Annotated in this window: 10 protein-coding genes and 2 pseudogenes; 8 read left to right on the top strand and 4 right to left on the bottom strand. The window is 69.9% G+C overall.

Going from position 1 to position 12,544, the window contains the following annotated elements; all coding sequences use genetic code 11:
- Window positions 1-21: 21 nt before the first annotated feature.
- Window positions 22-723: a sugar O-acetyltransferase gene (locus ABD335_RS25545; RefSeq protein ID WP_344327729.1), complete on the bottom strand. Its 702-nt coding sequence runs from the start codon at window positions 721-723 to the stop codon at window positions 22-24.
- A gap of 312 nt (window positions 724-1,035) precedes the next feature.
- Window positions 1,036-1,938, bottom strand: coding sequence for an EamA family transporter (locus tag ABD335_RS25540; protein WP_344327758.1), 903 nt, complete (start codon window positions 1,936-1,938; stop codon window positions 1,036-1,038).
- A 75-nt stretch (window positions 1,939-2,013) separates the two neighbouring features.
- On the opposite strand from ABD335_RS25540, the pseudogene ABD335_RS30965 reads away from it, so the two are divergent.
- From ABD335_RS30965 to ABD335_RS25530, 3 genes and pseudogenes are all read left to right on the top strand, one after another.
- A pseudogene (locus ABD335_RS30965) lies at window positions 2,014-2,148 on the top strand (IS3-like element IS987 family transposase); the annotation flags it as partial.
- A gap of 393 nt (window positions 2,149-2,541) precedes the next feature.
- The gene (locus ABD335_RS25535; RefSeq protein WP_344327727.1) at window positions 2,542-5,577 is read left to right on the top strand and encodes a 3-keto-alpha-glucoside-1,2-lyase-like domain-containing protein; all 3,036 of its coding nucleotides are present in this window, start codon (window positions 2,542-2,544) and stop codon (window positions 5,575-5,577) included.
- Window positions 5,578-5,933: 356 nt separating this feature from the next.
- Entirely contained in the window at window positions 5,934-6,344 is a 411-nt protein-coding gene (locus tag ABD335_RS25530) for an SRPBCC family protein (protein ID WP_344327725.1), read from the top strand.
- A 476-nt stretch (window positions 6,345-6,820) separates the two neighbouring features.
- On the opposite strand, the gene ABD335_RS25525 is transcribed toward ABD335_RS25530, so the two are convergent.
- Window positions 6,821-7,204, bottom strand: a complete 384-nt coding sequence (locus tag ABD335_RS25525) for a VOC family protein (RefSeq protein ID WP_344327723.1) — start codon at window positions 7,202-7,204, stop codon at window positions 6,821-6,823.
- A gap of 334 nt (window positions 7,205-7,538) precedes the next feature.
- On the opposite strand from ABD335_RS25525, the gene ABD335_RS25520 reads away from it, so the two are divergent.
- Entirely contained in the window at window positions 7,539-8,774 is a 1,236-nt protein-coding gene (locus ABD335_RS25520) for a glycosyltransferase (RefSeq protein WP_344327722.1), read from the top strand.
- Between the two features lie 46 nt (window positions 8,775-8,820).
- On the opposite strand, the pseudogene ABD335_RS25515 reads toward ABD335_RS25520, so the two are convergent.
- Window positions 8,821-8,984, bottom strand: a pseudogene (locus ABD335_RS25515) (IS5/IS1182 family transposase); the annotation flags it as partial.
- A gap of 564 nt (window positions 8,985-9,548) precedes the next feature.
- On the opposite strand from ABD335_RS25515, the gene ABD335_RS25510 reads away from it, so the two are divergent.
- The 4 genes from ABD335_RS25510 to ABD335_RS25495 form a co-directional block, all read left to right on the top strand.
- A complete protein-coding gene (locus tag ABD335_RS25510; RefSeq protein ID WP_344327721.1) occupies window positions 9,549-10,109 on the top strand; it encodes a DUF5994 family protein in 561 nt (186 codons plus the stop codon).
- 5 nt (window positions 10,110-10,114) lie between these two features.
- Window positions 10,115-10,342: a hypothetical protein gene (locus ABD335_RS25505; protein WP_344327719.1), complete on the top strand. Its 228-nt coding sequence runs from the start codon at window positions 10,115-10,117 to the stop codon at window positions 10,340-10,342.
- Between the two features lie 183 nt (window positions 10,343-10,525).
- Window positions 10,526-11,680, top strand: a complete 1,155-nt coding sequence (locus ABD335_RS25500; protein WP_344327717.1) for a DUF6228 family protein — start codon at window positions 10,526-10,528, stop codon at window positions 11,678-11,680.
- A gap of 60 nt (window positions 11,681-11,740) precedes the next feature.
- The coding region (locus ABD335_RS25495; protein ID WP_344327715.1) for a hypothetical protein at window positions 11,741-12,544 on the top strand (804 nt) is incomplete at its 3' end.

Below are 12,544 nucleotides of genomic sequence, written 5' to 3'. Positions count from 1 at the left end.
TCCGCGTCCCCTGCGCGTCGGTCAACGACACTCCCGGACCACCGACCGGCCGATCCGAACGGAACCGCCCGGCTCGCCGGCTTCTTCCTCCGGTCCGCCCGATGATCCGAACGGAACCGCCTCATGTCCGGCAGTACGTGTGGCGAGATCCTCGTCCGTGATGGGACGGACCACCCGGCACGGGGTCCCGAACGCGACGGTCATGGGGGGAATGCTGCGGCTGACGACGCTGCCGGCGCCGATGACCGACCCGTATCCGATACGGACACCGGGCAGGACCACCGCGTTGCTGCCGATCCACACCTTGTCCTCGATCACGATCGGCTCCGAGAATCGCCCGAAGTCAGCGCGTCGCGAGGGATGCACCGGGTGTCCCGTCGTGGTCAGCGTCACGCTGGGAGCGATCATGACACCGTCGCCTATGCGGATGTCCACGTCGTCGACGAACGTGAGGTTCACGTTCCCGAAGAAGTCGTCGCCGATGTGGACGTTGCTGCCGAACGCAGCGTGGAACGGCGGTAACAACACCGTGCGTTCACCGACCGAGCCGAAGATCGCGACGAGCAGCGACCGACGCTTCTCCGTTTCGCTCGGTGGTGTGTGGTTGTACTCGAAGATCTGCTCGGTGCGGCGCCGAGGGGCCTGGAAGGCCGCCTCCGACTCGGTGTAGACGAGCCCCTTGGCGATCCGGGCCAGGACTTCTTCCTCGTGAGCACGCGTCACAGCGGAACGCTCCCTTCGTCCAACCCCTCGGGCACAGGCCCGACGCGCCCCCGGTCGACCGCGCGCACCAGAGCCTATGCGCACCGTGAAGACGCCACGAGTCATTTCGGGCCGCGAATCACGGTCCCCGGACGCCCCACGGGCACCGTCCCCCGGTCTCTCGTTCGGATCCGGCCGAATCAGGGAGCGGGGTCTGGTGCCGTGGACCACAAGGCGGAGGAAGAGGTCGGGGCGGAGCCCTGACGAGGGACGACAACGCCGCGAGGCACGGTGTCAGACCCCGCGAACCCGGCATGGTCCAAACGAAACCGCCTAGACGTCCGAGCGGGTGCCGCGTGTGGCACCCGCTGATGCGACCACCACGCACAGCACCGCGATCCACTGCGACCAGTGCAGCGACTCCTGGAGCACGACGAGGCCGACGAGGGCCGCCATCGCCGGTTCGAGGCTCATCAGGATGCCGAACACGCGCGGTGGGATCTTGCGTAGTGCTTCCAGATCCAGCGAGTACGGGATCACCGACGACAACAGTGCCACGCCGAGTCCCGCGACCAGGACCCACGGCTGAATCATCGCCGTTCCGCTGTCGGCCACGCCGAACGGCACAACCACCAGTGCCGCGACGGCCATTCCCAGAGCCAGGCCATCGCCTTCCGTGGTGTGGCGGCCCAGCGCCGCGCCGACCAGGATGTACAGGCCCCAGCACACTCCTGCGGCGAGGGCGAACAGAAAACCGGCAAGGTCGAGGTCGCCGCGTCCCTCCATCAGCAGGACCACACCGCCTGCCGCGAGCACGGCCCAGAAAGCGTCCAGCCATCGTCTCGACCCGGCCAGGGCCACCGTCAGCGGCCCGAGGAACTCGATGGTCACCGCGATCCCCAGCGGAATCCGGGCCAGCGACAGGTAGAAACACAGGTTCATCAAGCCGAGAGTCACGCCGTAGCCGAGCACCACTGTCCACGTGCGACGGTTCATGCGCAGCGACGGCCGCCACAACAGCATCAGCACCGCCGCCGCGAAGAACAGCCGCAACGCGACTGTCCCGAAGCTGCCCACCGCGCTGAACAGGTGCTTGGCCAGTGCCGCGCCCACCTGGACGCTGACGATGCCGAGCAGTACCAGTGCCGGTGGCGGAATCGCGCCGAAGGCACGTCCGGCCAGTGTGGTCAGGGAAGATCGGGGGGACGGGCCGTGTTCGGTCCTGTCGATGCTCATGGTGGCCACGTGTGGATTCTCGACGATCGGACGTCGCGCGTCACATGATTTTCCAACTCCCCGAGACGGCGAGGACCCTCGATCGGCACCGTCGGCGACGCCCTGGACGACGCGCTCGTGGAGCCCCGGATCGGCCGCCGCGCAACGGAGCCGGTCACGCCCGGCGGGCCCTGGAAGGGGCTCGCCGACGTCGAACTCGCCACCGCCTGGGGCCCCTCCCGCCGGAGGCCGGGGGGCGGGGGGGGCGGGGCGACCGGTTCGACCACCAGCGCCTGCACACCGCCATCGGCGCAGTCCGTCCACTGTCCGCCGGCAACGACCGGTCTCCGCGGGCTTGGTGGGGGGTGCCCCTCGACGCTGCTCGCCTCAGTCGCCGCGGGACGGCTTGGTTTCGAGACGCCGGCTCTTTCGATTTTTTGAGGACAAAATATGGACGGCGAGAGCGAAAGTCCTTACCGTCTTGGTCGCAACCGCTTCCCCAGGTACAGCGCAACCCGCAATCGCTGGACCGCAGATGCCCACCTTCGCCGTTCGTCCGAGGCCGAAGGCCGGTTCACCCCTGTCCAGGCGTCGCGGTCCGTGTCCCAAGCGCCAGGAGGAAGAGTGAGTCAACGGCCGCGCCATCGGCTTCGCAGACATGCTGCGGGGCTGGCACTCGCCGCAGTTGTCGTCGGAAGCTGGACCCCCGCCGCCGCCCAGTCGGCCGCCCGGGCCGCCGCGGACATCCCGCCGCAGGAACCCGGAGTGACGCTGCGCGTCTTCGACGTGCAGGTGCCCTTGAAGAAGATCTGCGAGTTGAAGGAAGGTCAGACACCCAACATCGACAAGCTGATGCCCACCGTCGACTGGACGACGGATGCGGACTTCGGCATGGCGAGCAACTTCGTCTCCCACGTCATCGGGAACCTCCGGGTCCCGCAGGACGGTACGTATGCCTTCCGTCTGATCAGCGACGACGGCTCACGCCTGCACATCGGTGACCGGGAGGTCATCGACCACGACGGTCTGCACGGCGCCGAACCCAAGGACGGCACCGTCCATCTGACCGCCGGTCTGCACCCGCTGCGCATCGAGCACTTCGAGGCGGGCGGCGGCCAGCAGCTCACCCTTCAGTGGAAGCCACCCGGCGCCGCGGACTTCACCCTCGTGCCCAACTCGGCGCTGAGCACCGACGCCGGAGTCGTGCGCGTCACCGCGCCCGGCCGCAAGGAGTGTGTCGGCGGCCAGGACAGTCCGGGCGACGGCCTGCCGCTGGCCGACGTCCACCCGAACTACACCCTCACCGACCTGCGTCCCGCCGGTTTCGAACCCAAGGTCTCCGCCATGGACTGGCTGCCGGACGGCAGACTGGCCGTGTCCACCTGGGGAGAGAGCGAGACCACCAACGGGGAGGTCTATCTCCTGGACAACGTCACCGGGGACACCGGCCCGGAGAAGGTCACGGTCAAGAAGGTCGCCTCGGGGCTCAAGGAGCCCATGGGCGTCAAGTACGTCGACGGCAAGCTGTACGTCTCGGAGAAACACCAGCTGACCGAGCTGAACGACCACGACGGCGACGAAGTCGCCGACGAGAAGAAGAAGATCGCCTCCTGGCCCTACGGCGGCAACTTCCACGAGTTCGCCTTCGGCCTGCTCTACGACAAGGGCAGCTTCTACCTGAACCTGTCGGTCTCCATCAACTACGGCGGCGCCACGACCGACCCGCAGCCGGCCGAGGGCGGCCGCGGCACGACCATCAAGGTCGACAAGGCGACCGGCAAGGTCTCCTACATCGCCGGAGGCCTGCGCACTCCCAACGGCATCGGCTGGGGCCCGGACAAGGGCATCTTCGTCACCGACAACCAGGGCGGCTGGCTGCCCTCCTCGAAGCTGGTGCACATCAAGCAGGACCGCTTCTTCAACCACTACACGCGGTACCGGGACGGCACGGGCGAGAACGCCTCCTTCCGGCCCGGCCCCTTCGACGACCGTCCGGTGACCAAGCCGGTCCTGTGGCTGCCGCAGAACGAGATCGCCAACTCGCCCAGCACACCGCTCATGCTGAAGAAGGGGCCCTTCGCCGGGCAGATGATCTTCGGCGACGTCACCTACGGCGGATTGCAGCGCGCGAGCCTGGAGAAGATCGACGGTGAGTACCAGGGCGCCGTCTTCCGCCACACCCAGGGCCTGGAGGCGGGCGTCAACCGCATCAGCGTCGGACCCGACGGCGCGATCTACGTGGGGGGCCTCGGCGCCGACGGCAACTGGGGGCAGGAGGGCAAGCTCCGCTTCGGCCTTCAGAAGCTGACCCCGAACGGCACCAACGCCTTCGACATCCACTCGATGCGCGCCACGAGCAACGGCTTCGTCCTCAAGTACACCCGACCCCTCTCCCAGGAGACCGTCGACAAGATCGCCCAGAGCTACCAGGTCCGCCAGTGGCGCTACTCGCCCACGCCCGAGTACGGCGGTCCGAAGATCGACGAGGAACCGCTGACCGTGTCCCGCGCCGTCGTCTCGGACGACCGCAAGCAGGTCCGGCTGGACATCCCCGGGCTCAAGACCGACCGCGTGGTGCACATCCGCTCCCCGCGTCCCTTCGCCGCGGACAACGGCGAGACCCTGTGGAGCACCGAGGCCTGGTACACCCTCAACGCGATCCCCGGCAAGGAGGCGCCCGTCACCGCCTACGAGGCGGAGGAGGCCAAGCTCGGCGGCGGCGCCGGCATCAACAAGGACCACCAGGGCTACTCCGGCGGCGGCTTCGTCGACCGCTACGGCACCCTCGGCGCCACCACCACCTTCCGCGTCGACATCGCCAAGAAGGGCACGTACGACGTGGGACTGCGCTACGCCAACGGCCCGCACCCCTTCCACGGCAACAAGAAGATCAGCCTCTACGTCAACGGGGACAAGGTCCGCCAGGCGGTGCTGCCGCCGACCGCCGACTGGGACACCTGGGCGACGCAGAGCGAGAGGCTGACGTTGCGCAAGGGCGTCAACACCATCGCCTACCGGTACGACGAGGGCGACGACGGCCATGTCAACCTCGACATGATCCACATCGACCGTCCCGGAGAACGCATCAACCTGTTCGACGGCGGCAGCCTGTCGCAGTGGCAGCACACCGACGGCCGCGCGGTCGAGTGGCCCCGGACCGAAGGGGGCTCCATCGAGGTGTGCTGCGGGGACATCCGCACCAAGCGGAACTTCGGCGACCACAGGCTGCACGTCGAGTTCCGGGTCCCCAAGCTCCCCGACGACGTCACCGGCCAGGACCGCGGCAACAGCGGCGTCTACCTCCAGAACCGCTACGAGATCCAGATCCTCGACTCCTACGGAGTGCCCACCCTCGCCGACAACGAGGCCGGCGCCATCTACAACCAGAAGGCGGCCGACACCAACGCGTCGTCGCCGCCCGAGACCTGGCAGTCGTACGACATCGTCTTCCGGGCCGCGCGCTACAACAGCGCCGGAGAGATGACCGAGAAGGCCCGGGTCACGGTGGTGTGGAACGGCAAGACGGTCCACGACGACGTGGCCATCGACGGGCCGACCGGCGGCGGCATCGCCGAAGGCCTGGCCACCGGACCGATCAAGCTCCAGGACCACGGCAACAAGGTCCGCTACCGCAATGTGTGGGTCGAACCACTGAGCTGATCGACCGCACGCCGCGACCCGATCGCGCATGGGACGGCCACACCCGCCAGGCCGTCTCATGCGCGCAGCGTGCCGGGTGCTTCCCCACTCCGGCGGGGCCCGCCCGCTGGGGGCGCCGAACGCACGAGGCAGGGGTTGCGACCGGCGAAAGGGGGTGCGACCGGCGAAGGGCGTTCAGACAGGTCGGATCCCCCACCGAGTGCTCGCGGTGAACAGGGGAACGCCCAGGTGACCGGGCACGACTCGGCAACCGCCGAGCGCATGTGCCCGCCGCCGCAGCCTTGGCCTGTCCGGCGGACCATGCATGTCCGATTCGTTCAAGAGGACGGTGACGGCGACCCGCTACCGTCACTGCCATGGACAGCACCGGCAAGGAATCCCGCCACATCAGCATCCACATCGACCGCACCGTCGACGAGGTCTACGCCTATGCATCGGACCCTGCCAATCTGCCTGCGTGGGCCCATGGCCTGGGCGGACCCATCGAGAAGATCGAGGATCAATGGGTCGTGGAGTCCTCCCCCATGGGACGGATCACGGTCGACTTCGCGCCACGCAACGCCCTGGGGGTACTCGACCACGACGTCACACTGCCCTCCGGGGAGACCATCCACAACCCGGTCCGCGTGATCACCAGCGGCACGGGGAGCGAGGTGGTGTTCACCCTCCGTCGGCAGCCGGAGATGAGCGACGCCGACTTCGAGCGCGACGCCGGCATGGTCGCCGCCGATCTGGCCCGGCTCAAGGAGGTGATGGAGTCCGCCTGATGTCCTGTTCGGCGGATCATGGGCGGGACCAATGATCGGATCGCCCCCCGAGGCGACCTGACGGACGCACGGTGAGTCCGGCCGGAGCCGCTGTTGCCCAGGGAGAGGAAGCCGGGCCGGCCTCCGCTATGGATTCGGCGGCAACTGATCGACGGCTACGGTGGCGGGCCCGGACCGGGGCGCCGTGACGGGATGTCCCAGGCACCATCCCGGAGAAGGCCGACCACGTCCGCCACCGCCGGAGGCGCGGTTCCCGCGGCGGCCGTCCGCCGCAATGCGACCGGATCGCCCACCGCCGGCGTCACGCGGTCGAGTGCGGCATCAACCGCCTCACGAGGCACCGGTCCGTGGCCACGAGGGACGACGAACTCGCGGTCCGCTACGAGGCGACCGTTCGCGTCGCGGCCGTCGACGAGTGGTGGTGGCCAACTGCCATACGGACTGTCATACGGAACCGTAGGGATGGCGCGTGGGCTTCAGGAATTCGTCGCGGCTCGGTCGGAATCGCTGCGAAGAACGCAGAACTCGTTGCCTTCGGGGTCGGCAAGGACCACCCAGCCAGTGCCGTCGGGATTCCGGTGATCGCCGACAAGGGTGGCACCGATCCCCAGCAGCCGTTCCACCTCCTGCTCGCGCGAGGTCTCGGGACGCAGACACAGATGAATCCGGTTCTTGGTTCTCTTGGGCTCGGGCACCTGGTTGAAGTACAGCACCGGACCATCTGCCAGCGGCACCTGAGTCTCCCGATCACCCGGTTTGTCCTCCGGATGCAGTGGATGGCCGGTCACCCTGCTCCAGAACCGGGCCAGTTCGTAGGCATCCGCACAGTCGATCGCCACGTTCTGCAATACCGAAACCATGCGTGTCAGCCTTCCCGACTTCCTCTCCAGGCGCCACCGAGTTGCGCTCGTCGTTCGCGCACAGCTCGGGCACAGGGCAGCGCTTTCGATACACGCCCTGGACGGCGCGCGGCCCAGAGGAGGCCCTTCCGCCTGACGTACCGCCATACATGGTGGGCGCCGCTTTGGGGGAAGGCTTGTCCGTCCACAGCGGACGACCAAATGACAAAGGCAAGGAGAATCCACTCCTTGCCACTCTTAACTTATAGCGCACCGGGGGGCTTGCCGCAAGACCCGGGTTATCACGCAGAATCGGCGGCCCAAAGCCGGCATCTGCGGAAACGAGGGTCATGAAGTGCGAGTGTTGTTGACGACGGTGGGATCGCGCGGAGATGTCGAACCGCTGGCGGGACTGGCGCTGCGGTTGCGGGAACTCGGCGCGGAGGTGCGGGTGTGCGCGCCGCCGGACGAGGACTTCGCGGCGCTGCTGGCGCGTATCGGCGTACCGCTGGTGCCGCTCGGCCCGACGGTACGCTCGGTGGTCGCCGGCACGAAGCCACCAACGGCGGAAGACGCGTTCCGACTCGCTTCCGAGCTGGTCGCCGCGCGGTTCGACACGCTCACCCCGACGGCCGAGGGATGCGACGCGCTGCTGGCGACCGGCCTGATGCCGGCCGGCGCACGGGACGTGGCCGAGAAACTGGGCATCCCCTACGTGTACGCGTGCTTCCAAATCTTCGGACTGCCGTCGCGGCACTTCCCTCCGGGGGCGCGGCCGGGCAAGCGGTCCTCGCCGGAGGAGACCGACCTCAAGGTGTTGTGGGAAGAGGACGCCCAGAGGGTGAACGCGCTGTACGGCAAGGCGCTCAACAGCCATCGGGCGGCGATCGGCCTGCCCCCGGTGGACAACGTCCGCGACCACGTCTTCACCGACCGGCCCTGGCTGGCGGCGGACGCGACGCTGTGTCCGTCGCAGGGCATGACGGATCTCGACGTCGTGCAGACCGGCGCGTGGATCCTGCCCGACGACCGCCCGCTGCCGGCCGCGTTGGAGGCGTTCCTGGCCGCCGGCGCGCCACCGGTGTACGTGGGCTTCGGCAGCATGGCCTCGTACCTTCCGAAGAACATCGCCCGGGTGGCCGTCGAGGCGGTCCGGGCGCAGGGCCGCCGTGTCGTCCTCGCTCGCGGCTGGGCCGGCCTGGCCCCGATCGACGACCGGGACGACTGCTTCGTCGTCGGCGAGGTCAACCAGCAGGCGCTGTTCGGCCGGGTGGCCGCCGTCGTGCACCACGGCGGCGCGGGCACCACGACGACGGCCGCCCGGGCCGGCGCGCCCCAGGTGGTGGTCCCCCAGATCGCGGACCAGCCGTACTGGGCCGCCCGGGTGGCCGAGCTGGGCATCGGCGCGGCACACGACGGCCCGGCGCCGACCGTCGACTCCCTGTCGGCCGCGCTCGCGACGGCCCTGGCCCCCGAGACCCGCGCACGGGCGCGGGCCGTGGCCGGCGCGGTCCGCACCGACGGGGCGGCGGTGGCCGCGAAGCTGCTGCTCGACACGGCCGGCCGGGAGAGGCCGCCCGTGCCCGCGTGACCCGCGCGGGACCGCCGCGCCAGGACCCGAAGGGACAGCACCGGCTCCCGGCATCCGTGTGCCAGGAGTTCCTGGCGGGTCGGCGCCCTCGTCGGCCGCGGCGGGAGCGGGTCGGCGGGATGCCGGTGACCAACGGGTCAAGGGCTTGGCCGTCGTGGGTGTCGGCTGCGGAGACCCCACCGAGAGGGGCAGACCGGACCGATCGGTGATCGGGGATCTTTGTTCCTCTGAACGAGTCCTGCGATCAGATCCTCGCGCGCATGTCCTCCGGCAGCACCGACGACATCGCCCTTCTCGCCCTGCGCGTTCCCCGCTCTGAGCCCGCCCGGCACGAGGTCGGTGAACCGGCCGCCGCGCACGTCGCGTGAGGTGAGTACCTGGCGGCGCAGGAAGTCCGGGCGGTCCTCGCCGGTCCCGATGCGGCGGGACCGCGGCCACCACGCGCCGTCGAGGATTCCCCTGGCGGGAGCGGACCGTCTCGAGCCTCGGAAGGGCCGTCCCGGCTTTCCCGGCGCTGTCGGCGGTCTGCGCACGAGATTTTCCCGCTGTCCCCACGGCGTCCGCGCGCCGGCGAACAAGGTCACTCGCTCCGAGCGGACCGGGGGGCCGAACTCCTCGGGGCGCCTGGTCGCGGACCCGCGACACGCCATGGAGCGGAGTAGGGTTGAAGAACCGGGAGCACTCCGTGCACCCGCCTCCACGCGGGTGTCGTTCCCGGCGAGTGACGACACCGGGCAGCCGGAGAGAAGCCGAGCCCGGAGGCGGGTCCGCGCCATGACCACCACCGACACCACGCCGACCGACAGGCGTGTTCCCTCGTCACCGGCCCGTCTGACCCTGACGGCGATCCGTGTGCTCCCGGGGCGTCCCGGAGTGGACGGTGTCTGGTGGCCTCGGTCCCGTGATCTCTCCCGTGAGCTCCCCGCCCTGACGGACGTGCTGGACGACGGCTGGGGGCGCGTCACCCGCGTCACCGTCGACCCGACCAGCTGGCCCGTCGTCCCGCGCGCGGTACGCGTCACCGGGCGCACGGTGCGGGTCGGGTGGTTCCTGGACGAGCATCACCCGTACGAACTGATCCTTCTCTCCCACGACGCCGGCCGCTGTGAGCTGCTGGTGGTCCCACCGGAGACGACAGGCGCGACAACCGCTTGGCCGATGCACGTCGCGACCGTGGTGGGAAGCCTCCTCACGGCCGACGGGCTCATGACTCGCGAAGAGGGGACCCGCACCGTCGCGGAGCCCCGGGACCGGGAGCGGGGGGCGGCCGGTGGGGCTTTCGTCTCGCCGCGTCCGCGTCCGACCGAGGTCGAGCACCGAACGCAGAGGCTGTGAGGACCGTGGAAATCGGCATCACCGTGGCAGTGATCATCGGAATGATCATGCTGGGAGCCCTCGTGATCCACCGGCTCAACGCCCAGCGCGATGAACGGATCACAGCGTTCCGCTACAGCGACGCCCCGTCCAAGCCCGGTGGTCGTGGCACGAAGCCGAAGCGGTGGCGTCCGACCGGCGGGTCGCCCAAAGCCCCCACCCGCCGCGAGTACCGCGGCGGGCATCCCGGATGACGCCGGTTCGCCCACAGCGGAGGCGGCACCAGGCCCCACCACGCCGTGGACACCACCCGCCCGGCAGGCCCCCGCCTCCCTGGTCCCTGGCTGGTGGTCGGCCGGACTTCCGGGAACGGCCACGACCGGGCCGACGAGTTCCGAGGCGAAGCCCCCGACCGCTCCGCTCGCCTCGTCCGCTTCATGGCCCACCTGCCGGTTCTCGCGAAGCGACCAGGCCGTGTGGAGCCGAGTCACCGGCGACCGGACCGCCCTCGGCCGCCTCTGAAGCAGCGACCGTCACCGTCGGGGCGACGTCCGAGCAGATCTTCCGGCACGGGGATCGGCCGGCCGGAAAGTCGGCCGCGGCCCTGTCGGTCCGGCCCCCGCGGCTCATCGCGCACGAGCGGCTGTGCCGTCTCCCACACGTCGTCGGGCACCGACTCACGCTCGAGATCCGCAGCCGCAGTGGCCTCTCGTGCCCGAGCGCCGCCGAGAGACACGATCGGTCTCTTCGCCAACGACGACCGGCCTCCAGGCCCCGCCTTCTGGTCTGTTCGGATCATCGACGACGATGCATCCGGCGGCCCTGTCGTCCGGGTGGGGCTCCCTGGGCCGCGATCGGTCCACCTGCGGTTCTCCGAGCCGACAAGAGCGTTCGGGCAGGACCCGATGCTCGACTTTCTCGTGAGGGCACGCGGGCAAGGGGTCGGTGTCGAGACCTGGGTGCGGACCTGGGACGGCGACGGTCTCGATGCCTTCCTCTCCTCACTGGCGGAGGACTTCCGGGGTTGGGAAGGGGTGCGCACCTGGCGCTCCCTGGAACGTGACCTGACCGTCTCGGCGGAGCACCGTCCGGGCGGGTACGTCCACCTGACGTGGGGGATTCACGACCGGCCTCCGTCCGAGGAGTGGCACTTCGAGACCACCACCGTGCACGCGGCCGGCGAGGACATGCGGAACCTCGCCGCCGAGGTCCACACGTTCCTCACGAGCGTCGTCCGGTGGTCGGAGCACCTCCGGGCCGGCGCCCACCGCGTGAGATGGCGTCCGACTCGCTCCTTGACTCGTACGGCGTGGCCGGAGGGTCGTCGACCGCCTCGTCCGTTGGTTCGCCGACCACCCGCCGGATCCGTGTGCTCACGGGCCTCGACGGCATCGGCTCCGGCGTCCCCGCGGTTCCGGGTCCGGTCACGCCACCACTGGTCATCGGCACGTCGTCCCCGACCAGGAGCCGCACCGAACGGTTCGCGGCCTTCGGCGAACAGGCCCTGGACGGGTGTGGTACGTGATGTCCTCGAGTGTCGCCGTCGGCGCCCGCCGGGACCGTGGTCGTCGCATCTGTCGGGTGGTGCGTGACGGCGTGTTCGAGACCACGGCGTCCGGCGAGCCCAGGGGAGAGGGGTGGGGCGTGTGTCCATGGCGTCGAGGTTCGATCAGCGAGCGGTCGCGCTGGTCGAGCTGCGGGGGACGCGGATCGAGTGCGAGATGTTCGAGGAGGCTCTGGCGGAGCGCGGTTGGCCGGTCCTGGAAAGACGCGGCCCCACCGCCTCCGACGTCACCGACGGCAGGTTCTGGTACACCGTCGAGGTGCGGTTCCCCGGCAGCCGCAGCAACGCGGTCAGGGGAGCACGCGAGCGGATCGAGGTCCTTTCGGACGCACTGCTGCTGGACCTCAACGTCGAGGTGGTCGACCGCGTCGTTCGGGACCCGGTCGACCGGCCGCACTGGTTCGCCTACGATCGGCCGGACGTTCATCCCCGCACCGTTTCGCTGCCCTGGCACAGACGCTGGAGGGAACGGTGGAGTCTGTGGGAAGCCGAGAATCTGGGTGCCAGGGACACGGGACGGCTGATCTCCGCCACTTCGGCGTCCGCGGCCCGGCACCTGGCGGGGCGACCGCTGCCGGGAGCCGCGCCGCCGCCTCGCCGGGTTGCCGCGCGCCGGCCGATGGGCACGCGACCGCGTACCGCGGGCACACTCGGAAGGCGTCGCGAAGCCGGCAGGGCGTTCTCGCGATTGCTCATGCTGATGGTTGTCGCCCTGTGGGCCGGAGCGCGGATCGCCGACCGTCATGCCGAGGGATTCGGCTCGTGGTGGGGGTTCGCCCTGGCGGGTGCCGGGGCGACCTGCGGCGTCGTGGTGCTCTTTCGCCGCGCGGCTCCGGAGATCTCGTGGGCGGGTGCTCTCGTGGTGGGTCTCGCCCTCGCCGCCGCGGCCGCC

This window comes from Streptomyces macrosporus (assembly GCF_039533145.1).
Lineage (GTDB): Bacteria > Actinomycetota > Actinomycetes > Streptomycetales > Streptomycetaceae > Streptomyces > Streptomyces macrosporus.
Note: the sequence above shows the minus strand (reverse complement) of the source record. Positions and strands in the feature narration are given on the sequence as shown.

What these genes read in the sequence shown, in the direction of transcription:
- ABD335_RS25540 (WP_344327758.1), bottom strand. Translation starts at nt 1,938, where the DNA reads ATGAGCATCGACAGGACCGAACACGGCCCGTCCCCCCGATCTTCCCTG.
- ABD335_RS25530 (WP_344327725.1), top strand. Translation starts at nt 5,934, where the DNA reads ATGGACAGCACCGGCAAGGAATCCCGCCACATCAGCATCCACATCGAC.
- ABD335_RS25525 (WP_344327723.1), bottom strand. Translation starts at nt 7,204, where the DNA reads ATGGTTTCGGTATTGCAGAACGTGGCGATCGACTGTGCGGATGCCTAC.
- ABD335_RS25510 (WP_344327721.1), top strand. Translation starts at nt 9,549, where the DNA reads ATGACCACCACCGACACCACGCCGACCGACAGGCGTGTTCCCTCGTCA.
- ABD335_RS25500 (WP_344327717.1), top strand. Translation starts at nt 10,526, where the DNA reads ATGGCCCACCTGCCGGTTCTCGCGAAGCGACCAGGCCGTGTGGAGCCG.